This is a genomic window from Pseudomonas sp. LBUM1660, from assembly GCF_059695935.1.
The window spans coordinates 4,204,432-4,228,077 of sequence record NZ_CP166795.1 but is presented as its reverse complement, the minus strand read 5'-3'; the positions used below and the strand labels follow the sequence as shown (position 1 = coordinate 4,228,077).

The 23,646-nt window shown below is 61.4% G+C and carries 16 protein-coding genes; 9 read left to right on the top strand and 7 right to left on the bottom strand.

What is annotated here, in order from left to right; all coding sequences use genetic code 11:
• The first annotated feature begins 13 nt into the window (after positions 1–13).
• Complete coding sequence (locus tag ACA068_RS19750) at positions 14–4,525, top strand: hemagglutinin repeat-containing protein (protein WP_497304146.1); 4,512 nt, start codon at positions 14–16, stop codon at positions 4,523–4,525.
• 125 nt (positions 4,526–4,650) lie between these two features.
• Here the strand turns inward: ACA068_RS19750 and ACA068_RS19745 are convergent, their stop codons facing one another.
• On the bottom strand, positions 4,651–5,832 hold the full coding sequence (locus ACA068_RS19745; protein WP_497304144.1) for an acetyl-CoA C-acyltransferase family protein: 1,182 nt from the start codon (positions 5,830–5,832) through the stop codon (positions 4,651–4,653).
• The gene (locus tag ACA068_RS19740) at positions 5,829–6,611 is read right to left on the bottom strand and encodes an enoyl-CoA hydratase (RefSeq protein ID WP_497304142.1); all 783 of its coding nucleotides are present in this window, start codon (positions 6,609–6,611) and stop codon (positions 5,829–5,831) included. Before ACA068_RS19740 ends, ACA068_RS19745 begins: the two co-directional genes overlap by 4 nt.
• A gap of 217 nt (positions 6,612–6,828) precedes the next feature.
• Here ACA068_RS19740 and ACA068_RS19735 point away from each other — a divergent pair, with 217 nt between their 5' ends.
• The 7 genes from ACA068_RS19735 to ACA068_RS19705 all read left to right on the top strand — a co-directional run bounded on the left by ACA068_RS19735 (position 6,829) and on the right by ACA068_RS19705 (position 15,406).
• The gene (locus tag ACA068_RS19735; RefSeq protein WP_497304140.1) at positions 6,829–7,932 is read left to right on the top strand and encodes a polyamine ABC transporter substrate-binding protein; all 1,104 of its coding nucleotides are present in this window, start codon (positions 6,829–6,831) and stop codon (positions 7,930–7,932) included.
• A 30-nt stretch (positions 7,933–7,962) separates the two neighbouring features.
• Positions 7,963–9,381, top strand: a complete 1,419-nt coding sequence (locus ACA068_RS19730) for an aminotransferase (RefSeq protein WP_497304138.1) — start codon at positions 7,963–7,965, stop codon at positions 9,379–9,381.
• Complete coding sequence (locus ACA068_RS19725) at positions 9,378–10,271, top strand: helix-turn-helix transcriptional regulator (protein WP_497304136.1); 894 nt, start codon at positions 9,378–9,380, stop codon at positions 10,269–10,271. Before ACA068_RS19730 ends, ACA068_RS19725 begins: the two co-directional genes overlap by 4 nt.
• A 129-nt stretch (positions 10,272–10,400) precedes the next feature.
• Complete coding sequence (locus ACA068_RS19720) at positions 10,401–11,153, top strand: hypothetical protein (protein ID WP_497304134.1); 753 nt, start codon at positions 10,401–10,403, stop codon at positions 11,151–11,153.
• 216 nt (positions 11,154–11,369) lie between these two features.
• Complete coding sequence (locus ACA068_RS19715; RefSeq protein ID WP_497304132.1) at positions 11,370–11,870, top strand: sigma-70 family RNA polymerase sigma factor; 501 nt, start codon at positions 11,370–11,372, stop codon at positions 11,868–11,870.
• A 40-nt stretch (positions 11,871–11,910) separates the two neighbouring features.
• Positions 11,911–12,885, top strand: coding sequence for a FecR family protein (locus ACA068_RS19710; RefSeq protein WP_497304130.1), 975 nt, complete (start codon positions 11,911–11,913; stop codon positions 12,883–12,885).
• A 97-nt stretch (positions 12,886–12,982) separates the two neighbouring features.
• Positions 12,983–15,406, top strand: coding sequence for a TonB-dependent siderophore receptor (locus ACA068_RS19705; RefSeq protein WP_497304128.1), 2,424 nt, complete (start codon positions 12,983–12,985; stop codon positions 15,404–15,406).
• A 253-nt stretch (positions 15,407–15,659) separates the two neighbouring features.
• Here ACA068_RS19705 and ACA068_RS19700 read toward each other — a convergent pair whose 3' ends face one another.
• The gene (locus ACA068_RS19700) at positions 15,660–16,811 is read right to left on the bottom strand and encodes an MFS transporter (protein ID WP_497304126.1); all 1,152 of its coding nucleotides are present in this window, start codon (positions 16,809–16,811) and stop codon (positions 15,660–15,662) included.
• Positions 16,812–16,909: 98 nt separating this feature from the next.
• Positions 16,910–18,496, bottom strand: coding sequence for a glucan 1,4-alpha-maltotetraohydrolase domain-containing protein (locus tag ACA068_RS19695; RefSeq protein WP_497304124.1), 1,587 nt, complete (start codon positions 18,494–18,496; stop codon positions 16,910–16,912).
• Positions 18,497–18,862: 366 nt separating this feature from the next.
• Between ACA068_RS19695 and ACA068_RS19690 the strand changes: the two genes are divergently transcribed.
• On the top strand, positions 18,863–19,855 hold the full coding sequence (locus ACA068_RS19690; RefSeq protein ID WP_497304122.1) for a diaminopimelate epimerase: 993 nt from the start codon (positions 18,863–18,865) through the stop codon (positions 19,853–19,855).
• 111 nt (positions 19,856–19,966) lie between these two features.
• Here the strand turns inward: ACA068_RS19690 and codA are convergent, their stop codons facing one another.
• The 3 genes from codA to ACA068_RS19675 all read right to left on the bottom strand — a co-directional run bounded on the left by codA (position 19,967) and on the right by ACA068_RS19675 (position 23,579).
• The gene (gene codA, locus ACA068_RS19685; RefSeq protein WP_497304120.1) at positions 19,967–21,211 is read right to left on the bottom strand and encodes a cytosine deaminase; all 1,245 of its coding nucleotides are present in this window, start codon (positions 21,209–21,211) and stop codon (positions 19,967–19,969) included.
• Between the two features lie 13 nt (positions 21,212–21,224).
• The gene (gene codB / locus ACA068_RS19680) at positions 21,225–22,496 is read right to left on the bottom strand and encodes a cytosine permease (protein ID WP_497304118.1); all 1,272 of its coding nucleotides are present in this window, start codon (positions 22,494–22,496) and stop codon (positions 21,225–21,227) included.
• A 249-nt stretch (positions 22,497–22,745) separates the two neighbouring features.
• Positions 22,746–23,579: an alpha/beta fold hydrolase gene (locus ACA068_RS19675; protein WP_497304116.1), complete on the bottom strand. Its 834-nt coding sequence runs from the start codon at positions 23,577–23,579 to the stop codon at positions 22,746–22,748.
• Positions 23,580–23,646 lie beyond the last annotated feature (67 nt).

Here is a 23,646-nt window from a genome sequence, read left to right as displayed (position 1 = left end):
TTGAGAGGTTCCTATGCCTGAACAAACATTTGCGTTCCATCTTTCCCCTCGGGGAAAACTGCGCTGGGCGATTGCCAGCCTGTTCCTGATTGCCCATTTGCCAAGCGCCCTCGCGGGTGGCGTGGTGGTCGCGCCGGGCCCCGGCGGCACCGCGCAACTGCAAACCCAGGGCGGCGTGCCGATCGTCAATATCGTCGCACCCAACGGCTCGGGTCTTTCGCATAACCAGTTCCTCGACTACAACGTCGATCGCCAGGGCCTGGTGTTGAACAACGCCTTGCAGTCCGGGCAGTCCCAGCTCGCCGGGCAACTGGCCGCCAACCCGCAGCTCCAGGGCCAGGCCGCGAGCGTGATCCTCAACGAAGTGGTCAGCCGCAACGCGTCGGCCATCAACGGTGCCCAGGAAATCTTCGGCCGCGCCGCCGATTATGTGTTGGCCAACCCCAACGGCATCTCGGTGAACGGCGGCAGTTTCATCAACACACCGAACGCCAATCTGGTGGTCGGCCGTCCCGAATTGAACGATGGCAAGCTGCAAGCCCTGAGCACCCGTGAGGCCACCGGGACGTTGCAGATTCAGGGCGCGGGCCTGCAAAACCGTGAGGGCTCGATCAACCTGATCGCCCCGCGCATCGACAGCCAGGGCAGCCTCAACGCTCGGGATCAGCTGAGCCTCACCGTCGGCCGCAATCAGGTGGATTACGCCTCGGGCCAGGTGAAAACCGTGGACCCGGCCGGCAACACCACCGATCAACGCATCGACGCCAGCCTGTTTGGCGCCATGCAGGCCGGGCGCATCAACATCGTCAGCACCGCTGAAGGTGCGGGTGTGAAGGTCGGGCCGGTGCAGGTCGCGGGCCGCGAGGGCGTGCAGATTCGCTCGGCAGGGGATTTGAGCATCAGCGGCCAAGCCGTTCCCGACAGCCTCGAAGTGGTTCGGGCAGGCGTGCGCAGCAGTCAGGGCGACGTCGGCTTGCACAGCGGCAAGGACCTGACCCTGGCCGCTGCGGACGTCAGTGGTCGCGACGTCAAACTCGGCGCCGGACGCAACCTGACCCTGACCACCGTCGAAAGCCGTCATCTCCAGGAGAAGCGCGAAAACTGGAACAACAGCACCATCGGCATCACTTGGGAAACCTACGACCGCACGCAGACCGACAGCGATTCACGCCAGCACGGCAGCCAGATTCTCGCCAGCCGAGACGCGCAATTGTCGTCCGCCGGTGACACCGAGCTGAAAGCGGCCAAGGTCGACGCGGCGAACAATCTGAGCGTGCAAGCCGGCGGCAATTTACGCCTGAGCGCCGCCACTGAAAGCCACACCCAAACCGATCAGGGCAACCATCGCAAACACTTGTGGAAAGCCGATTGGAACAGCAGCAGCGAAGAGCAGCGCAGCATCACCAGCCACTTGAAGGGCGGCAACATCGCCCTGCAGACCGCCGCATTGTTGCGCTCCGAAGGGGCTGAGTTGAACAGCGCCGGTGACATCCACCTCGCGGGCAAACAGGTGGAAATCACCAGTGCCAGCCGCACTCAGCGCAGCAGCGATAACCGTTATTCGGGCGATCTGGTGGGCGGCGGTTTCTTCGGCAAGACCGGCGACGCCGATCAGGGCAAGACGCAGCACCAGGGCAGCAAAATCAACGCGGCCGGCAAGTTGATCGTCAAGGCGGACGACGTGCGCATCAGCGGCAGCCAGGTGCGCGGCGGCACCGAATCCAGTGTCATCAGCGACAAGGGTTCGTTGGTGATCGATGGCGTGCAGGACACCTCTCACACCAACAGCCACGACAAGGACAGCAAGTTCTTCGGCATTACCAAGGACGAAACCCGGCAGAACGCCAAGGACAGCAGCACGGTGCGCAGCGAGCTGACCTCGGACAGCAACCTTATGCTCAAGAGCGCCAAGGACATTGAGGTGGCCGGCTCCACGGTCATGGCGGGCGGCACCCTGAGCGCGGAGGCGGCAGGCGATGTGAAGGTGCACTCCACACAAAACACCCGCGAAAGCAGCACGACTACTGAGACACGCGGTTTCGATGCCTACGCCAAGGAAAACGGCCCCGATGCCGGCCAGTATCGTGCCGGTGTGCATTACGAAGACAAGCAGCAAACCGTGACCGGCAATGACATCAAGCAGCAGGGCTCAAGCCTCAGCGGCGGCACTGTGCAACTGGCGGCGGGCGGCGACCTGACGCTCAAAGGCGCCGAGGTCAACGCTACCCACGGCGACGCGACGCTGACCGGCAAGAACGTCTCGCTGCTGGCCGAGCATGACAGCCACAGCACCTCGACCGATAAAACCAGCACCAGCGGCGGCTTCTACTACACCGGCGGCCTCGACCGCGCCGGCAGTGGCATCGATTTCGCGCACACCACCTCGCAAGACACCACCGGCAAAACCACTGCGCAAACCACGGGGGTGCAGAGCAGCGGGAACCTGAACATCAACACCGGCAAACTCACCACCGAAGGCGCGCGTCTGGATGCCGGCAACGGTCTGAATGTCGTTGCGGTCGATGTCGACAACCGCGCTGCCAATAACACCGACAGCCGTACACATAAAGACAGCAACTGGTCGGCGGACATCGGCGCCAATGTCGAGTACAAGGACATCGCCCGGCCGATCGCCGGTGCGGTCAAGGACGTGCTGGCCGGCAAGGTGCCGGACAAGGATGCGCTGGCCAACCTCGGTCAACCCAACGTCGGCATCGACGTTGCGATCGGTCATCAGAACGCCAGCCACACCGAGCAAACCAGTACCGCCATGGTCAGCCAGTTCAAGGGCGGCAACCTGGACATGAACGTGGCCGGGACGTTGCAGGACCAAGGCACTCAGTACCAGGCGAGCGCAGGCAAAGTAAACATCAACGCCGAGACCTTGGTGGCAACCGCCGCGAGTAACACCCACAGCAGCGACGATCAGGCGCTGGACGCCAAGGCTGATGTGCGGGTCTACACCAAGACCGGTGAGGACGTGAACGTCGCCGGCAGCGGCGCGGGCGGCAGCAGCCAGGCGCGCAAGGACACCTCCACCGCTGTAGTCGGCAGCTATGCCGGCAGCGAAGGGGTGACCATCAACCTGCGTCGCGATGGACAGTTTGAAGGCAGCCATTTCGATGGCGGGCAGGGCGGTGTTTCGATCAAGACCGGCGGTGAACTGGCGCTCAATCAGGCCACTGATCGCCAGAGCAGCGACACCTCCAGCCTGCGCGGCAACGGCTCGTTGAGCGTCGGCACTGCGCCGGGCACCAACGGCACTAATGTCGATCTGGGTGCCGGTTTCCAGCTTGATCACACGGGCAAACAGACTCAGGACAGCCAGGCTCAGGTGGCGAGTATTCAGGGCAAAGGTCCGGTGCTGTTGAGCAGCGGCGGCGATCAGATCCTGCAAGGGACGAAGGTCGACACGCTGGGCGGCATCGACCTGAAGGCTGCCGGCAAACTCGATCTGCAAGCGGCAACCGACACCCACACCGCGACCGGCAGCAACCTCGGCGGCGGCCTCAAGGTGGGCGGCAGCAAAACCAGCACGGAGAAAAGTGCTGGCCAGGGCGGCAACGTGAGCGGCAATTTCAACATCGGTCGGATCGATGAAACGACCCGGACTTTGACCGGTGGACAGCTCAACAGCCAGGGCAACATCGCCCTAAGCGGTGATGCGATCCACCTCCAAGGCCCCCAGGTCAACGCCCCGAACGTCAGCCTCAATGCGCAGCGCGGCGGCATCCTCCAGGAGTCGGCCGAGTCCACACAGAACCGCACAAACTGGAATGTGGCACTGAATGCCGGCGGTAACCTGAGCAACAGCACACCGGTCGTCGCGGATGAAAAGAACGTCGCCACGAGTGATCACGGCTTCAATGCCGGGGCCAAGGTCGGCGTGGATTACCTGCAAGGCACCACCCAACAGAACAGCCAGATCAAGGCTGACAACGTGGTGTTGAACAGCGCGGGTGATACTCATCTGACGGGTGCGCGGATTGAGGCGACGACCGTCAGTGGCAAGGTCGGCGGTGACCTGAACGTGGAAAGTCGCCAGGACAGCCAGACCCGCTTCAAGCTTGATGTTGACCTCGGCCTGACAGGCAAGAAGGCTGCACCAGCGGACAAGGACACAATGGCCGAGAACACCAAACTGGGCGGGACCGACTACAAACCGACGCTGAAACTGGACGGCGGTTACGCGCACAAAGACAGCGTTGGCCATGCTTCGGGTATCAGCGGCACCCAGGGTGTGAACCTGAACGTGGCCGGCGAATCGCAACTGACAGGCGCGCGAATTGCGGCCACTGAAGGCAGCGTTGATCTGGGGGGGGCCAAGGTCAGCACGGCGACCGTGAGCAACCGTGATTACGGGGTCAATGCCGGTCTGGATTTGCCTGAAAAGGCAGAAGGTGAAGCCAGAAAACCGGTCGTTTCAACCCCGGGTGAGCACAGCGTCAAACTCGGTCCTGTCACGCTTGGCGGTCATTACGACAGCCAATCGTTACAGGGCGGGATCGACGAAAAAAACATCTAAAACGCAAGACCCTGTGGGAGCGAGCCTGCTCGCGATAACGGCGGTACAGTCGAGAAAATTCTCGCCTGGTACACCGCATTCGTGAGCAGGCTCGCTCCCACATTCAATCACCGTCGTTCTGACACTCAAACTCGCTCAAAAATCGCCGCAATCCCCTGACCACCGCCAATGCACATGGTCACCAGCGCATAACGGCCGTTGATACGGTGCAGTTCGTGAATGGCTTTGGTGGCAATCATTGCGCCGGTCGCGCCCACTGGGTGACCGAGGGAAATGCCCGAGCCGTTCGGGTTGACTTTGGCCGGGTCGAGGTCCAGTTCCTGGCTGACGGCACAGGCCTGAGCGGCGAAGGCGATGTTGGCTTCGATCACGTCCAGGTCAGCCACGGTCAGGCCTGCGCGTTTGAGCGCCAGGCGCGTGGCGGGAATCGGGCCCAGGCCCATCAATTCCGGTTCTACGCCGGCGTGGGCATAGCTGACCAAGCGGGCGAGCGGGCGCAGATTGTTGACCTGAACCGCATTGCCGGTGGCCATGACCAGTGCCGCGGCGCCGTCGTTCAGGCCCGAGGCATTGCCCGCCGTCACAGAACCGTCTTTCTTGAACGCGGGCTTCATCTGCGCCAACTGTTCCAGGGAGGTGGAACGCGGGTGTTCGTCGATGCTGAACAGCGTCGTTTCTTTGCGGCCACGGATTTCGACGGCGGCGATCTGCTCACTGAAGTAGCCATTGGCGATGGCGAACGCGGCGCGTTTTTGATCTTCCAGAGCCAGGGCGTCCTGCATGTCACGGGTGATGCCGTTGCGCGCGGCGACGTTCTCGGCGGTGATGCCCATGTGGATGCCATGGAACGGGTCATGCAGGATGCCCAGCATGTAGTCGATGGCCTGGACGTTGCCCATGCGCGCGCCCCAACGGGCAGAGGGCATCAGGTACGGGCCGCGGCTCATGGACTCGGCACCGGCGCCGATGGCAATCTCGGCGTCGCCCAGCAGCAAGGTCTGGGCTGCGCTGATAATGGCTTGCAGGCCGGAACCGCAGAGGCGGTTGACGTTGTAGGCAGGCGTTTCCTTGGGGATGCCGGCGTTCATCGCGGCGACCCGGGAAATGTACGCGTCGCGGGTTTCGGTCGGGATCACGTTGCCCATCACCAGATGGCCGATCTGCGCCGGGTCCACGCCGGAGCGCTCCAGGGCGGCCTTGACGGCCGTGGTCGCCAGATCGGCCAGCGGAACCTCTTTGAGCGAGCCACCAAAGGTGCCGATGGCGGTGCGTGCGGCGCTGACAACAAATACGTCTGGGGTGTTCATGATGGCTTTCCTGTGGATGGGTTCTTTTCAGTGCTGCGATTAACCAGTGCGTTCAACGCTGACTGCGCTTCAGGGGTGGTCAGGCGCTTGATGAACAGCACGTTCTCTTGGCGAATGGTGGCCTGCAGTTCCGGCATCGATGTCTGCTTGAGCAGTTGCCGGGTCTGATGCAGGGCTTCCTGGGGGAGCGCCAGCAATCGACGAGCCATGTGCTCGGCGGCCGCCAGGCACTGTGGCCCGTCGTCGAACAGTTCGTTGGCCAATCCACACGTGACGGCGGCGGCACCGTCCAGGCTGTCGCCCCACAGCAGCAAGCGCGCCGCCCGGGCGTGACCGAGCAGGCGCGGCAGCAGCAGGCTTGCGCCGAACTCCGGGCACAGGCCGAGGTTCACGAACGGCATGCGCAACCGTGCATTGCGCGTGACCAGCACCTGATCGCAATGCAGCAGCAGGGTGGTGCCGATCCCGATGGCCGCTCCGCACACCGCCGCGATCAGCGGTTTTTGCAGGTGGATGACCACGCGCATCAGGCGAAACGCCGGGCTGTCCAGATCGGTCGGCGGATGCTGGAGAAAATCCGCCAGGTCGTTGCCGCTGGTAAAGCACGTGTCGCCACCGGTGACAATGATCACGCCGATTTCAGCGTCTTCATCAGCGGCCAGCAACAGGTCGGCCAACTGCGTGTACATGCCGTTATTCAGCGCGTTGAGCTTGTCGGGGCGGTCAAAGGTGAGCGTCAGGACACCTTCGTTTCGTTCTTGTTTGATCAGGTCGCTCATGTACGTGCCCTGGGTGATCGCTATGAGCGGCACTCTAAGCGCGGGACCGGCACTGGATCTATGACAAAACCAGTCAACGAAACTGCTGCTTTTTGCCATGTATGGCCATCGAAAGGCTCACACACCCATTCGGGGTATGGTGCCGTTAGCTGAATCGCTCAATAGTGGATTCATCCGCTCATCCAGATCGGAACTCGCTTGATAAGGTGAATTTGCTATGCGCAAGGCCTTCTTGGTGATGCTTGGTGCGTTACTTGTGCCGCTGTCGGCAGGCGTCCACGGCGCCGAAGTGGACGATAGCCATACGCTGCGGCTGTATAACTGGGCGGATTACATCGGCGAAAAAACCATTGCCGACTTTCAGAAAGCCACCGGCATCCGGGTGATCTACGACACCTTTGATGCCTATGAAACGGTTCAGGCCAAGTTGCTCACCGGCCACTCCGGTTATGACCTGGTGGTGTTGAACGCCTCCCTCGCGCCACCGCTGATCAAAGCCAAAGTATTCCAGCCGCTCGATAAAAAGTTGCTGCCGGGCTGGGCCAACCTGGACCCGAAAGTCCTGCAGGACTTGCAGGGGTTCGATGCCGGCACGCTGTACTCGGCGCCCTATACCTGGGGCAGCAATGGCATCACCTACAACGTCGACAAAATCAAGGAACGCATGCCGGACGCGCCGATTGGCTCGCTGGCAATGATCTTCGACCCGAAAATCGTCTCGCGCTTCGCCGATTGTGGCGTGACCCTGGTCGATGCGCCGACTGAAGTCATTCCACTGGCCCTGAAGTACCTGGGGCGCGACCCGAGAAGCGCCACGCCCGAGGACCTCAAAGCCGCCCAGGATCTGCTGCTGTCGGTCAGGCCGTACATCCGCAAGTTCGACTCGGTCAACTACCTGACCAGCCTGCCCAATGGCGATGTGTGCATGGCGATGACCTGGTCCGGCGACTACGCGACCGCCATGGCCCGCGCTGAAGAAGCCAAATTGAAGATCAAACTGGCCTATTTCATTCCCAAGGAAGGTTCGCTGATCTGGTTCGACAACCTGTACATCCCCGCCGATGCGCCCCACGTGGCGAACGCGCACAAGTTCCTCGATTACTTGATGCAGCCACAAGTCATGGCCGACGTGACGGACTTCATTCACTACGCCAACAGCAACGCGGCGGCCACGCCACTGGTGCACGCCGATGTGCGCAACAACCCGGCGATTTATCCCGATGACGAAACCCGCCAGCGGCTGTTTCCGCAGAAAACCCAGGATGCGAAAGAAATGCGTGCCATGACCCGCGTCTGGAGCACGGTGAAGAGCGGGATTTGATCGTTTACCCCTTTGGTTTGAGGTTTGTGTATGGCTACTCCAACTCAGAAAGTGCTGTCGAGCGTCGATAACGCTCATTTGGTCAAAGCCGATAAAGCGCACTACATGCACGGCTATCACATGTTCGACGAACACGCCGAACAGGGCGCGCTGAACATCGTTGCCGGTGACGGCGCCTACATCTACGACACCCAGGGCAACCGTTTTCTCGATGCGGTGGGCGGCATGTGGTGTACGAATATCGGTCTGGGCCGTGAAGAAATGGCACTGGCGATTGCCGACCAGGTCCGTCAACTGGCGTATTCGAACCCGTTTTCCGACATGTCCAACAACGTCGCCATCCAGTTGTGCGAGAAACTCGCCAGCCTCGCCCCCGGCGACCTCGATCACGTGTTCCTGACCACCGGCGGCTCCACCGCCGTGGACACCGCGTACCGGCTGATTCAGTACTATCAGAACTGCCGTGGCAAACCGGAGAAGAAGCACGTCATCGCCCGTTTCAATGCGTATCACGGCTCCACCACCCTGACTATGTCGATCGGTAACAAAGCCGCCGACCGCGTGCCGGAATTCGATTACGCCAACGACAAGATTCACCACGTCTCCAACCCCAATCCTTACCGGGCGCCGGACGGCATGGACGAGGCGCAGTTTCTCGAGTTTCTGATCAAGGAGTTCGAAGACAAGATCCTGTCCATCGGCGCGGACAAGGTGGCGGGCTTTTTTGCCGAGCCGATCATGGGCTCCGGCGGCGTGATCATTCCGCCCAAGGGCTACTTGAAGCGCATGTGGGAAGTCTGCCAGCGCTACGACATTCTGTTTGTCGCCGACGAGGTGGTGACGTCGTTCGGGCGTCTGGGCAAGTTCTTCGCCTCGTATGAGGTGTTCGATGTTCAGCCGGACATCATCACCACGGCCAAGGGGCTGACGTCGGCCTATCTGCCGTTGGGCGCGTGCATTTTTTCCGAGCGCATCTGGAAGGTTATCGCCGAGCCCGGCAAAGGCCGTTGCTTCACCCACGGTTTCACCTATAGCGGCCATCCGGTCTGCTGCACGGCGGCGTTGAAAAACATTGAAATCATCGAACGGGAAAACCTGCTGGAACATGTCGACGTGGTCGGCGCCTATCTGGAACAGCGCCTCGCCACACTCAGCGACTTGCCGTTGGTGGGCGATGTGCGCTGCCAGAAGTTCATGGCCTGCGTGGAATTCGTGGCCGATAAACGCACCAAGGCGTTGTTTGCCGACGAGATCAACATTGGCGAGATGATTCACTCCCGGGCGCAGGCCCGAGGGCTGCTGGTGCGGCCGATCATGCACCTTAATGTCATGTCGCCGCCGCTGATCCTGTCGTGCGCCCAGGTGGATGAAATCGTCGAGACCCTGCGGGTGTGCATTCTTGAGGTGGCGGGCGAACTTGAGCAGAACGGCCTGTATTTCGGCCAATGAGGTCGGCGAATCTGCGGTTACCCGGGGCCGGTTCACCCGCTAGACTGCGGGGCATGAGCAAACCCAACGATGACACATTGATCGCCATGTCCTTCGGCGCCTTGCGTAAATGGCACGGCGACCTGGGCCAGGCCTTCGCCCATATCGATGAGCCCGATGCGCTGAGCTTCCTGGCGTCGGCCTTCGGGCATCTGGTGTCCATCGAATCGGTGATGATCAGCCTGGAACACAAGGACCGCCCGCCACAATTGTTGTATCAGCGCGGCATTCCGGAAAAATACCGGGAGTCGATCATCGACCGCTATTTTTCCGGGGGCTACCTGCTCGACCCGTTTTGCCTGGCAGTGGAGCAGGGGCTGGCCGAAGGGTTTTATCACCTGGAGGACATTGCCCCGGACAACTTCTTCGACAGTGAGTACTACAAGACTTACTACTTGAAGGCCGGGAGTTCGGAAGACAGTTTTTACATTGTCGATACCGGCCATGACACCCAGGTGTCGGTGAGCCTGTTTCAAGGCTTCGGCGGGGAAAGTCTGCGGCTTGAACAGCTGAACCTGCTGCGGGCGGTTGAGCCGCTGGTGCGCGAATTCATCAGCGAGTTCGGACGCCGAGGCTTGCAGCTCAGCGCCGTCAACGAGGGTGTGCGTGATGATCTCAAGCAACGCGTGCAGTCCGCCTTCGAGCAGTTCGGCTGCGACTTGTTGACCGAGCGCGAGCGGGAGGTGGCGCACATGGTGCTGCGGGGGCACTCCGTGAAGTCCACGGCCAGCCAGATGAGCATCTCGCCGGAGACGGTGCGCATGCACCGCAAGAATCTTTATCTGAAGTTGGAGATCGGTTCACAGTCGGAGTTGTTTGCACTGTTTATCGAGTGGTTGCGCAAGCACTGATCCGCGATCTACAGCCATCCCACATCCCTGTGGGAATTCTGGACAGCCTAATGGCTACTTAGTAGCATTCGCCGGATACGGATCTTCCGCCCAGTACGTCGACCGACGTGGGTCTACCAAGGAATCGAAATGCACACCTTCACCCATGGCGATAAAACCGTTGCGTTCACTGTTTTGAGCGGTGAAGTGGTGGGCAGCGAGAAGTTAAGTGAGACCCGTGTGACCTCCACTGGCGGCGTTCATCTGAACGGTAACGACAGTCAAGTGACGCCTGTGCGCATCAGTTCTGTTTCAATCATCAATCATGAGTTCTGGGTCAAAACCCCGGACGGCGTCGAGCACGATGTAAAGCTTCGCGGCGTGGACATTCCTTTGCGCATGGGCCAGGAAATCTCGTTGATCAGTGCCTTGAAAAAAGATGGTTCGCCCCTGCACACCATTCTGCAGAACCACACGGCGTCCAAGCGTTGGGTGCTGCGTGATGCGAACGTACTGAATACCGAGCTGGAATTGTCGCCCTTCAACTGGAAGACAGTGCTGATCGTGTCTGGATTGTGCGTCGCCGGTCTTGCTACCGCCGGGCTGGGGCTACTGGCGGGTGCGGGCTATCTTTGCTACGCGTGCTATCAGGGCTCCCAGCGCAAGAAGCTGCTGATTAGCGATTTGAACGCCTACATCGAGAAGCTGGAGAATCTGGCCGGTATTCGCGGTCGGACGCAAAGCCCTGCCCAGTCAGAGCAACCTGTCCAGGAAGAAATCGATGCCCAGGAAGAAGTCGATGTTCAGGAAGAAAAGGCTGTCCAGGCTCGCGTCGATGCCCAGGCCGAAAGCCCTGCGCTGACCCGCGACAGCGTACGTAAAGCGCTATCACGCAATCTCTGAAACGGCGAAGGCCTTGCGCCTTCCCCGCTTTTCCCAAGTAGCCAAACACAATCCCCTGTGGGAGCGGCAGTGCGGCGATCCGACTTGCCCGCGATAGCAGTGTGTCAGGCGACATCATTCCAGGCTGACTAACGGCAACCCCTCCCACGTAGAATCCATTGCTTCCCATTAATAGGAAGCATTACTATTTACGCCCCCTCTCCACAGCACACCGCAATGACCCCCAAGTTGCCCCGCAGACACGGCTTTTTCGAGCATTACGAAGAGTTGGTTGGCACCTGGACCCGTCGCCTGAGAAATCGTCAGCAGGCCGAGGACCTGGCGCACGACACCTTTGTGCGGGTGCTTGAGTCCGATTCGTCGGCGGTGGAGCAACCTCGGGCGTATTTGCACCAGACCGCGCGCAACATCGCGGTGGATGGTTATCGGCGTGAGGACCGGCGGGGCGCCGTGGAGTCGGAGGCGGTTGATCACAGTGGGTCGTCGTCCGGTGACCCGGAGCATGTCATGCAGGCGATCCAGTTGGCTGATTCCATCGAACGGGCGCTCACCGAGCTGCCGGTCAACTGCCGAAAAAACTTTGTCTGGCAGAAGATCGAAGGCCTGACCCAGGCGGAAATCGCCGAACGCCTGGGTCTGTCCAAGAACATGGTGGAAAAGTATATGATCCGCACCTTGCGGCATCTGCGCGACCGCCTCGATGGACTGCACCCATGATAGGCCGCGCTTTCTCATCCCCAGCCAAACAGGAACTTCCATGACGGATACTCGTGATTGTGCGTGCGGGCAAACAACGGTTCGCGACGACGCGGTGCGGTGGTTTGTGCGTTTGCAGGAACCGGCCGTGGACGTCGAAGAGTACCGGCGTTTCGAAGCCTGGCTGGCTGAACACCCTCAGCATCGCGACGAATTCCAAGTGTTGCAGGGCCTGTGGACGGCCGCCGATCTGCTGCCTGCCAAGCGCCTGCAAGCCCTGTGCGAAACGCCGCCGGCACGTCGCAAACGTCAGCCGCTGGTGCGTTATGCGGTGGCGGCCAGTGGGCTGGCCGTGGCGCTCGGGTTGGGGTTGTTCAGCGGTTTGAATCACCCGGCGACGTACACCGCCGACTATTCCACGGCCTTGGGTGAGCGCCGTCATGTGGCGTTGCCCGATGGATCGGTGATCGATCTGAACAGCCGCAGTCGCGTTCTAGTGCGTTATGAAAAGGACCGTCGCGGCATCGAGCTGACCGAAGGCGAAGCCTTGTTCAGCGTCGAGCACGACATCAACCGACCCTTCGTGGTCGAGGCGGGCAGCGGCAAGGTGACGGTCACCGGCACGCGTTTCGATGTGCGCCGCGATCTCACCGAAACCCGGGTGGCGGTGGAGCAGGGCACGGTCAAGGTTCAGGGCCAGGGGCCTGATGTCATCAGCCTCACCGCCGGCCTCGGCACTCGCGTCGATGCCAAAGGCGTGGTTGCCGCCGCTTATGCGGTCAATCCGGCAGAACTGATCGCTTGGCGCAGCGGCAAACTGGTGTTCAACAACGCCAGCCTCAGCGAGGTCGCCGCAGAAGTCTCGCGCTACCGCGAGAAGCCACTGACGGTCGGCAACGACAAAGTGGGCAACCTGCGCCTGACCAGCGTATTCAAATCCGACAATACCGACGCGCTGCTCAAGGCCTTGCCGAGCATTCTGCCGGTGGCCGTGCGGACCCTCGATGACGGCAGTCAGGAAATAATTTCAAAATAGATTCAGGTTTTTTTTGAGTTCTTCGTCTTCTTGTCCAACTGCAACTGGTTTGCATTAACAGCCGCACACTCTTGCGATCTACAGGACAATGTTCGACGTGAAGAAAACCACCGCTAAAAACAACAATTCACCTTGGCTGCGGCTCGCCCTCGCCCTGGCCGTCAGTGCCGCGCTTCCCCAGGCATTCGCCGCCGACGGCATTCATATTCCCGCGCAACCGTTGGGCCAGGCCTTGAGTGAGCTGGGTCAGCAAACGTCGCTGCAGGTTTTCTTCAGTCCTGAGCTGGTGGCCGGCAAACAGGCGCCCGCCGTCGACGGTGACCTCTCGCCGGAACAGGCCTTGCGCCAATTGCTGCAAGGCAGTGGCCTGCAATACCAGATCGATCAAGGCTCGGTGACCCTGACGCCGGCGCCGACTTCCGCTGGGGCAGACCCGATCGAACTGGGCGTGACCGACATCAAAGTGGTCGGCGACTGGCTCGGTGATGCCGACGCTGCGGTGGTGCAGAACCATCCCGGCGCACGTACCGTGATCCGCCGCGAAGCGATGGTCGAGCAGGGCGCCATGAACGTCGGCGACGTGTTGAAGCGCGTGCCCGGCGTGCAAGTGCAGGACGCCAACGGCACCGGCGGCAGCGACATTTCCCTGAACGTTGGCGTGCGCGGCCTGACCTCGCGCCTGTCGCCACGCTCCACGGTGCTGATCGACGGTATACCGGCAGCCTTCGCGCCCTACGGCCAGCCGCAACTGTCCATGGCACCGATTTCCTCCGGCAACCTCGACAGCATCGACGTGGTGCGCGGCGCCGGTTCGGTGCGTTATGGACCGCAGAACGTCGGTGGCGTGATCAACTTCGTGACGCGCGCGATCCCGGAAAAAGCCACCGGTGAAATCGGCACCACTCTGGAAACCTCCCAGCACGGCGGCTGGAAGCACATCGACACGGCTTTTCTCGGCGGCACCGCCGACAACGGCATCGGCATGGCGCTGTTGTACTCGGGTGTGAACGGCAACGGTTACCGCGAGCGCAACAACGGCAATGACATCGACGACGTGATGCTCAAGACCCACTGGGCGCCCACCGATGTCGACGATTTCAGCCTCAATTTTCACTACTACGACGCCAGCGCCGACATGCCCGGCGGCCTGACCCAGGCGCAGTACGACGCCAACCCGTTTCAGTCCGACCGCAATAACGACAGCTTCAGCGGGCGCCGCAAGGATGTCTCGTTCAAGTGGACGCGGCAGCTCGACGACCGCACCCAGGCCGAAGTGCTGACTTACTACACCGACAGCTTCCGTGGCAGCAACATCGCCGCTCGCGACCAGAGAACCCTGGGCTCGTTCCCGCGCACGTATTACACCTTCGGCATCGAACCGCGGGTGTCCCGTGTGTTTGACGTGGGCCCGACCACCCAGGAAGTCAGTGTCGGTTATCGCTACCTCAAGGAAGGCATGCACGAGCAGGCGAGCCGCCTGGCGCTGGTCAACAACGAGCCGGTGATTCGTCCCGGTTCGGACGGGCATGTGTACCAGGATCGTACCGGCGGCACTGAAGCCAACTCGGTGTACGTCGACAACAAGATCGACGTCGGCAACTGGACCATCACGCCCGGCATCCGCTTCGAACACATCAGCACCGACTGGCACGACCGCGCTGTGCTCGACACCGCCGGCAGACGTGTACCGGAGAAGAACCGCAGCATCGAAAGCAACGAGCCGCTGCCGGCCCTGAGCGTGATGTATCACGTCTCGGAAGAGTGGAAGCTGTTCGCCAACTACGAAACCTCGTTTGGCAGCCTGCAGTATTTCCAGCTGGGTCAGGGGGGCTCGGGGGATGAACCCGCCAATGGCCTGGAACCGGAAAAGGCCAAGACCTATGAGGTCGGCACGCGCTACAACAATGAGGTGTGGGGCGGCGAGTTGACGGCGTTCTACATCGACTTCGATAAAGAGTTGCAATACATCAGCAACGACGCGGGCTGGACCAACCTCGGCGCGACCACGCACCAGGGCATCGAGGCATCGGTGCACTACAACATGGCGGCACTCGATCCACGGCTCGACGGCCTGACCGCCAACGCCGGGTTCACCTACACCCGCGCCGTGTATGAAGGTGAAATCCCAGGCTTCAAGGGCCGTGACCTGCCGTTCTATTCGCGCCAGGTGGCGACAGCCGGCTTGCGTTACGACATCAACCGCTGGACCTACAACCTCGACGCGTTTGCCCAGTCCAAGCAGCGCTCACCGGGCGTTGCGGTAAACGCCGACGGCAGCTTCACCAACAACTACATCACCGAAGGCTCTGCCGATGGGCAGTACGGCGACATTCCGGGTTACGTGACCTGGAACGTGCGCGGTGGGTATGACTTCGGCGCGCAGTTGTCGAACCTGAAGCTCGGGGCCGGGGTGAAGAACATCTTCGACAAGCAGTACTTCACCCGTTCCAGCGACAACAACTCGGGGATGTACGTCGGTGCGCCGCGCACGTTCTTTGTGCAGGCCAGCGTGGGGTTCTGATAGACCGGGGTGACTCCATCGCGAGCAGGCTCGCTCCCACATTTGATCTCAGTCGTACGCAAATACTGTGTCCACTGAAGATCCCCACTGTGGGAGCGGGCTTGCTCGCGAAGACGGCTTCACAGCCGACAATGCGGTTGCCTGACACACCGCTTTCGCGAGCAAGCCCGCTCCCACATTGATTCGCTGGCGTACACAGAATTGGCGTTCACCGAAAACCCCTGTGGGAGCCAGCCTGCTGGCGATAGCTTTATCAGACTTTCAAGACCTTCCCGCCAATGGCCACCGCCACCAGCAACACCGCCATCAACCCGAAGGCAAAACTCAAGCTGCTGCCATGGGCGATAAAGCCGATCAACGCCGGGCCTGCGAGAATGCCCGCGTAGCCCAGGGTGGTAATGGCCGGCACCGCAATGTGCTCAGGCATGACCGTCTGTTTACCGACGGCGGTGTACAGCACCGGCACGATGTTCGAGCAACCCGCACCGAGCAGCGCATAACCCACCAATGCCGCTTCCCAGGCCGGCGCAAACGTCGCCAGCGTCAGGCCCGCCGCTGCCATCAGTCCACCGAACACCATGACCCGGGTCGCGCCCAGGCGCCGGACAATCCGGTCTCCGGTCAGTCGGCCGGCGGTCATGGTCAGCGCAAACGCCGCGTAACCCAGCCCCGCATAGGCCGTATCGATCCCGCGTTCCTGCACCAGGAACACCGCACTCCAGTCGAGCGCCGCGCCTTCGGCCAGGAACACGATGAAACACATGCCGCCGATAAACAGCACGATGCCGTGGGGCACGGCAAACGCCGGGCCCGAGCTTTCGCTGCCGTAAGGCAACAGGTGCGGCGCGGCTTTGAGCAAGGCCAGCACCAGAACCACGATCACCACCGCCATCGCCCCCAGCGGCGACAGACCCAAGCCGAGCAGGGCGCTGACACCCGCCGCGCCGACAATCCCGCCGAGGCTGAACATCCCGTGAAACCCCGACATCATGTTCTTGCCGCTGGCGCGTTCGACGATCACCGCTTGCAGGTTCACCGTCGAATCCACCGTCCCCAGGCCCGCGCCGAACATGAACAGCGTGGCGATCAAGGCCGGCACCGACGACACCGTCGCCAGTAACGGCAACGCCGCGCAGATCAATAACGTTCCCCCGGTCGCCACCCGACGGCAGCCGAAACGCGTGGAGAGCAGGCCAGCCATCGGCATCGCCAGAATCGAGCCCACCCCCAGGCACAACAGCAACAGCCCGAGCGTCCCTTCGTCGAGCCCGGCCCTCGCCTTGGCATACGGCACCAGTGGCGCCCACGCGGCAATGCCGAGGCCGGCAATGAAAAAGGCGATGCGGGTGGACATCTGCTCCAGGCGTCCGGGAATGACGGGGGCAGGCGTGTTGAGGGCAGTCATGAAAAATCCTTGGTGTTGCAGGTTGCTGACAAAATGCAGGGCAACATCCTTGCATATCAGACAGCGTCCCGCGACCTTGAAGGTTGCTCACGGCCAATCTAAAACGTGCCTCGTGTCTCGCTCTCGGTGCCGCTGGTGAAGCTGACGTTGGGTCCCTGCTGCCAACGCACGGCGTCCGACAAGTCGTTATTGCGCTCGATGCATTTCCACTGGATGTCTTGATTCGCCGGCACATCAATCGAACCGTTCCATTGGTTCTGCGCAGGCAGGTGGGTCAATGCCACGGCATGACGTGGATTCCAGGCCCCCAGTTCCAGCGACGAGCCCACGGCATAAACAGTTTTGCCGCGCTGGGACGTGGCGTAGTCGCAAGTGAAGCGGACGCTGACAGGCAGGTGTTCGGCGGCAATGCTCCAAATGCGGATTTTGCCGTCATCCCAGGTCAGCACGGGATCGCTCAGCCCTGGGGGAAGCTTTGTCAGGTCCGAATCCAGGGCAATGACCAGGCTTTTTCGGGCGCCCGTCGTGGTTGCCACCAACCCGGAATATTGAGGTTGAAAGCTGATCGGTGAGTCGGCCTTGATCCCGGCCTCCTTGCGGAATTTGATCAGTTGGCGGATGAGATTGCCGCGTTGCCAGTCGTACATGTCTGGCCAGTACACGGCGGGTGTGCCGGGGCTGCTGAGGATGTAGGCATAGGCCTGATTACGCCGTTCTTCGGGTAATGGCCAGCGATGTTGGCCCTCGTAGCGTCCCGGCGAATAGCCGGTGTCATGGTTGTCGACGAAGGTGATGGCTATCTTGCGCCAGTTCGGATCGGGATTGCCGTTGAGCCCATGCCGCCATTCGGCGATCGAGCCGTTTTGCATGCGTTCCTTGAGGGCGAAGTCGAAGACGGTGCAGCGGGACCGGTCGGACCAGTCCTTGAGTGCGTCTTGCCAACTGGCCTTGCTGCGCCAGTCATCGGCAGGGTATTCACCGGGGCCTTTCCACAGTTCACCGACACAAAACTGTTGATCACCGAAGGTGCGCATCCAGCGATCAACGTTCTCCGGTGCATAACCTCTGACGAAGTCGAAGCGCAAGCCTTGGGCGCCGTAATCGTTGCGCAGAGTGATGAATTCGGCGTTGAAGGTTTCGAACACACGCGGGTTGTCGGTATTAAGATCGGCTTTGCCATCAAGGAAGGCGTCGCCTTTATCGCAGGAGGGGCAATCGTGACGCCATTCGTTGCGGCCCCGGAGGAACAGCGGTTCGAGGTTGTTAATGTCAGACATATGGTTAGGCACGACGTCGTAGACGACCTTTACGCCTGCATCATTGAGGGCCTTGGCGGCCTGCTTGAGTTGCTCATCGGTGCCGTACTGGCTGTTTTTTTCGAAGGAGTGCCAGAAGTAACCTTCGCCTCCGCCGGAAGTGCCGTTGCTGCTGTTCTCCCAACTTGAAGTATCCAGCCAGAGCGGCGGCATCCAGATGGCAGTGAACCCGTCCTGTCTGATCTGACCCGCCATACGCGTCAGCACCGCATACCACTTCTCCGGAGCGTTGCGACTGGAGTTCCAGTGAAAGCCTTGCAGCAGGATGTCTTCTCCTGAGTCATTGCGAACGGCGACTTTTTGATCGGCGATGACCACTCCGCCGAGTACCAGAGCAACGAGCAGGGACAGCAGGGAAGTCCGTTTCATGACCTTCCTCCGAACGTGAATCCAGAGCTTCACTCTGGCCCGCGCGCGAGGGCTTGTCTGCTGTCATAACTGACAGGTTTGGCAGACTTGTTCGCAATAAGCGGCGATGGATTTATAACTGAGTGACTGGAGGAACGGCCTGCTCGTGCTCGCACAACGCCCGAATTAGCGGGTCGCGTGTCTGCATAAGCTCGAAAAGACCCCGGGCACGTAGCGCCGGCAACGCCTGGCGAATGTCTTGCGTCGCGGCAGTGCGCTCATTGCGATGTTCCGGCGAACGTTTGGCGTGACGCCGGGGCGGTGTTTCATCGCAAGACGTTGACGCCTACAGTACAGGCTCTTTTCAGGCTGACTCAGGACCGATCCATGACGCCGTTCTACGATGCTCGAGGCAATATCTACGCGGTTGTGTCACCCGGCGAGGTGCGCGGTCGCGGTATCGATTTGCCGGACCAGGCCAGCGACGCTGCGCAGATCCGCGAGCACTGGGCATCGGCCGCCATCGAGGCGTTCTGTAGTTGGGCGCCCGGTTCGCAGCCAACGGGCAGCAAAGACCATCGCTGCGACGGTCTGCTGGTCGGGCCGTTCCAGTCGTCGCCGCCCTTTGATCTGTTGATCGTCAATACCGACGGCACCTTGGCCGAGCGCAGTGGCAATGGGCTGACGATTTTTTCGCAAGCGCTCAGCGAGCAAGGATTGATGCCCAAGGAGCAGGGGTGCCTGCTGCGGGTTCATCACGACAAGCGCGATGCGGTTTCGCCGGTGGAAACCACCGTGGAAGCCGCCGAAGTCGACGGTGTGCAAGGGTTCTGGCTGGATTTGGGCAAACCGTCGTTCGGGCCGCTCGCGGTGGGCGCGTTCGAGGTTGATCGCGTGACGCTGAACGAGCGCGAAGTCAGCCATGTGCGGCCGTTGTCAGCGCTTGATCCTGCCTGGAACCGCAGCCAGTTTGTGCGTATCGGCAATCCCCATTGCGTGACGCTGCAGACGAACGCCGACGCGTTGCCAAGCAATGAGCAGATGCGGGAATCGCCCTTGGCACAAGGCTTGATGCGTATCGCCTATGCCGCGCCAGCCGGGGCAGGGCAGCCGTGTCCGGCGGGGGTGAATTTGCAATGGGCGATGCTTGAGTCCGAGGGGCGCTTGGTGGCACGGGTGTTTGAGCGTGGGGAAGGGCCAACGGCGTCGTCAGGCACCAGCGCCAGTGCGGTAGCGTGCGCGGCGTGGCGGGTGGGTTGGGTGGCGGCGGGTGAGGTGAAAGTCGTCATGCCGGGCGGCACGGCGCCAATTTTGTTGGAGGAATGGGAGGGGGAATTGAGTCGGGTCAGGCTGTTCGGCACGGCTCGGTTGATGGGTTGATTGTGAGATAGCTATCGCGAGCAGGCTCACTCCCACAGGGGTTTTGTGATCGCCTCGCCCCCCTGTGGGAGCGAGCCTGCTCGCGATGAGGTCTGCCCAGTCAGCGAAAATTCAGAGCGTGTCCGCCCATTCCACCACCGGCATCGTCCGCTTCATCAACACCTTGCCATCGCGCACCGAATACAGCGGCAACCCCTGGCTGCGAATCACCTCGTAGTCGCTGTCCGCCGACAGAATCAGCAAATTCGCCGGCCGTCCGGCCTCCAGTCCATAACGGTCCCCAAGGTTCATGGCCTTGGCGCTGTTATCGGTGACGAGGTCCAGCGCACTTTGCAGGTTGCGATACCCCAGCATGTGGCAGATATGCAGCCCCGCTTCCAGCACCCGCAGAATGTTGCCGTTACCCAGCGGATACCACGGGTCAACAATCGAATCCTGGCCGAAGCACACGTTCATCCCCGCTTCCAGCAACTCATTGACCCGGGTCACGCCGCGGCGTTTCGGGAAAGTGTCGAAGCGCCCTTGCAGGTGGATGCTTTCGGTGGGGCAGGAGACAAAACTGATCCCCGAATGCCCGAGCAGGCGGAAGAGTTTGGCGCAGTAGGCGTTGTCATAAGAACCCATCGCTGTGGTATGGCTGGCGGTCACCCGCGAACCCATGCCGCGGCTGCGGGCTTCTTCGGCCAGCACTTCCAGAAAGCGCGAATGCGGGTCGTCGGTTTCGTCGCAATGCACGTCCACCAGACAGCCAGTGCGCTCGGCCAGGTCCATCAGAAACTTCACTGAGCTGACGCCCTGATCGCGGGTGTATTCGAAATGTGGAATGCCCCCGACCACATCGGCGCCCATGCGGATCGCTTCTTCCATCAACTCGCGTCCATTGCGGTAGGACTCGATGCCTTCTTGCGGGAACGCGACGATTTGCAGGTCGATCAGGTGACGGCTTTCCTCACGCACTTCGAGCATCGCCTTGAGCGCGGTCAGTTGCGGGTCGGTGACGTCGACGTGGGTGCGCACATGCTGGATGCCGTGGGCGGCGAGGGTCTGGATGGTTTTCTTGGCGCGGGTCTTGGTGTCTTCCTCGGTGATGGTCACCTTGCGTTCGCCCCAGCACTCGATGCCCTCGAACAGCGTGCCGCTCATGTTCCAGCGTGGCTCGCCGGCGGTGAGGGTCGCGTCGAGGTGAATGTGCGGCTCGACGAAGGGCGGCACCACCAGGTTGCCGCCGGCGTCGAGGTCGTCGGGGCCCAGGGTCGGGGCTTCGGTCTGACGGGCGATGGTGCGGATCAGGCCGTTTTCCAGGTGCAACTCATGCAGGCCTTCTTGGTTGCGCAGGCGGGCGTTGATGATGTGCATCAGGCGAATCCTTTTATAGATCTTGTAAGGGAGCTTCAGCGGCACGGGCACCCAGTACGCTGGTCAATAGCACATACGTTAGCGCGGCAGCGGCAATCCCTACCAGTGGCGCGATCCAGGGCGAGCTGAACGCGGCGACAGTGCCGACGGCATAGGCGGTCAAACCGGGCCAGTTGAACGCCGGCAATCGAGCATCGGCCAGACGAGGATATTGACCACGATAGCGGAAGAAGAAATCCGCCATGATCACGCCGCCTATCGGCGGAATCACCGTGCCCAGCAGGATCAGATAAGGCACCAGCAGATCGTACATCCCCAGCAGCGCGAGCAAAGTACCGATCACTGCGCCTGCCAGGGTCACGGTTTTGCGACGATCGGTGCGCAGCAGGTTGCAGCCGGCGACGGAGAAGTTGTAGATGGTGTTGTCCTGGGTGCTCCAGATGTTGAGCAGCAACATGGCCATTGCGGCCATGGCGAAACCTTGCAACAGCAGCACTTCGACCACGTCCGGTTGCTGGTAGACGATGGCCCCGTAGGCGCCGATCAACACCATCAGGCCGTTGCCGATAAAGAAGCCGATCAGGCTCGCCAGCACCGCGACCCGGGCGGAACGGGAGAAGCGCGTCCAGTTGGTCGCCTGGGTGGCGCCGCTGACGAAGGTGCCGAAGACCAGGGTAATCGCGGTCGACCAGTCCAGCGTTCCTGTCGGGACCACCGCGAGCAGCCCATCGAGCCCGCCGACCTTTACCGTGGCGACCCACATCGACAGCATCAGCAGCAACATCATGGCCGGCACCGCGATGTACGACAGAATCTCCAGCCCGCGATAACCGACATACGCGGTCGCGCAGAACACCAGGCCGAACAGCACCATCAGACCCAGAACGGTGCCCTCGTTCAGTTCGAAATACTTGCCCAGCACCACGGCGGCCGTGGCCGTGCCCCAGGCATACCAGCCGATCTGGGTGAAGCCGAGGATCAAGTCGCTGAGCTTGCTGCCGACCTCGCCGAAGCAAAAACGCCCCATCAGCACCGAATTGAGACCGCTCTTGAAGGCGATGTAACCCAGGCCTGCGGCGTAGATTCCCAAGAGCAGATTGCCGACGATAATCACCGCCATCATCTCGCCAAAACCGAACGCCACGCCGAGCTTGCCGCCGGCGAACATGGTGGCCGTGAAAAAGGTGAACCCCAGCAGCACCATGGCCGTGGAGGCGAGGCCCTTGCGGGCATGCATCGGCACTTCGCTGAGGGGGTAATCGTTGCCCGGATCTTTTTGCGTCATGTGGCGTTCCTTGCTGAATGGGTGACGCGGGAGGGTTGCAGTGGTCGTGCCAAAGGGGGGATGGCTTCGTTAGGTATAGTCGAGCGGCGGGATTGACGCGGGGGAGGGCACAAAAGCGGTGCACCCGACAGAACACAGAACCCATGTGGGAGCGAGCCTGCTCGCGATTGCGGTGTATCAGTCGACATCTACATTGCCTGACACACCGCAATCGCGAGCAGGCTCACTCCCACAGGGGATTCGGTTTCTTCAGGGGGATTGGATTAAGGGCAGGAACCGCAGTAAAGCCGCGACGATGGCCTCGGGCGCATCTTCCTGCACCAGATGTCCGGCATTCGGGACGGGATAAAACTGCGAGCCGGCGATCATCTGATGCAGCGCCCGTCCGCGCTCGATGGGAATCCACTGATCCTCCTCGCCCCACAGAATCTGCACCGGGCAACGCACCGTCGGGTACAGCCCTTCGGCCTCGCGGGTGTAACGCTCATCCATCTGCGCAATCTGCCGATAGAACGCCGCTTGCCCAGGATCGCCCAGCCACGGCTGCACATACGGATCGAGTTCTTCATCGGGGATGTCGCGCTTGATCGCCCCGCGAATATAGGCCGGCACAATGGCCCGCTGAATGTAATCGGGCAGTCCGCTGAACGCCGCTTCATGTTGGCGCACATGCTGCACGAACGGCGAACCCCAGGGCGTCAGCGCCACCGGATCAATCAATGTCAGGCTGCGGTAATCCTTGCCGTTCAGCAGGTGCGCGCGTAGCGCAGTGGCGCCGCCGAAGTCGTGAGCCACCACGTCCGGCCGCGCCAGGCCCCAGTGATCGAGCAAGCTCGCCAACAGATCGTTCTGCACCCCCAGCGATACGTCGCCGGTGATTTTCTCCGATTGCCCATAACCCAGCAGGTCGAAGTAATACACCCGGTGGGTGGCGATGAAGTGCGGAGCGATGCGGTGCCACACGTAAGACGAGAAGGGCGTGCCGTGCACAAACACCAGCGGCGGGCCGTCGCCCCGCACGGCGTAACGAACGGAGTGCCCGTTGAAACGATAGGTCTGAGCCAGCGGCCAGTCAGTCCTCATGGGGATGTCCTCTTGGCGTGTTCGAGCCAAAAAGCATAGGCATAAAAAAACAGCCAATGAAGGCTGT

Excerpts from the sequence above, each read along its gene's own strand:
- ACA068_RS19745 (WP_497304144.1), bottom strand. The coding sequence starts at position 5,832 with ATGAACACCCCAGACGTATTTGTTGTCAGCGCCGCACGCACCGCCATC.
- ACA068_RS19750 (WP_497304146.1), top strand. The coding sequence starts at position 14 with ATGCCTGAACAAACATTTGCGTTCCATCTTTCCCCTCGGGGAAAACTG.
- ACA068_RS19720 (WP_497304134.1), top strand. The coding sequence starts at position 10,401 with ATGCACACCTTCACCCATGGCGATAAAACCGTTGCGTTCACTGTTTTG.
- ACA068_RS19740 (WP_497304142.1), bottom strand. The coding sequence starts at position 6,611 with ATGAGCGACCTGATCAAACAAGAACGAAACGAAGGTGTCCTGACGCTC.
- ACA068_RS19695 (WP_497304124.1), bottom strand. The coding sequence starts at position 18,496 with ATGAAACGGACTTCCCTGCTGTCCCTGCTCGTTGCTCTGGTACTCGGC.
- ACA068_RS19725 (WP_497304136.1), top strand. The coding sequence starts at position 9,378 with ATGAGGTCGGCGAATCTGCGGTTACCCGGGGCCGGTTCACCCGCTAGA.
- ACA068_RS19700 (WP_497304126.1), bottom strand. The coding sequence starts at position 16,811 with ATGACTGCCCTCAACACGCCTGCCCCCGTCATTCCCGGACGCCTGGAG.
- codB (WP_497304118.1), bottom strand. The coding sequence starts at position 22,496 with ATGACGCAAAAAGATCCGGGCAACGATTACCCCCTCAGCGAAGTGCCG.
- ACA068_RS19675 (WP_497304116.1), bottom strand. The coding sequence starts at position 23,579 with ATGAGGACTGACTGGCCGCTGGCTCAGACCTATCGTTTCAACGGGCAC.
- ACA068_RS19730 (WP_497304138.1), top strand. The coding sequence starts at position 7,963 with ATGGCTACTCCAACTCAGAAAGTGCTGTCGAGCGTCGATAACGCTCAT.
- ACA068_RS19735 (WP_497304140.1), top strand. The coding sequence starts at position 6,829 with ATGCGCAAGGCCTTCTTGGTGATGCTTGGTGCGTTACTTGTGCCGCTG.
- ACA068_RS19690 (WP_497304122.1), top strand. The coding sequence starts at position 18,863 with ATGACGCCGTTCTACGATGCTCGAGGCAATATCTACGCGGTTGTGTCA.
- codA (WP_497304120.1), bottom strand. The coding sequence starts at position 21,211 with ATGCACATCATCAACGCCCGCCTGCGCAACCAAGAAGGCCTGCATGAG.
- ACA068_RS19710 (WP_497304130.1), top strand. The coding sequence starts at position 11,911 with ATGACGGATACTCGTGATTGTGCGTGCGGGCAAACAACGGTTCGCGAC.
- ACA068_RS19715 (WP_497304132.1), top strand. The coding sequence starts at position 11,370 with ATGACCCCCAAGTTGCCCCGCAGACACGGCTTTTTCGAGCATTACGAA.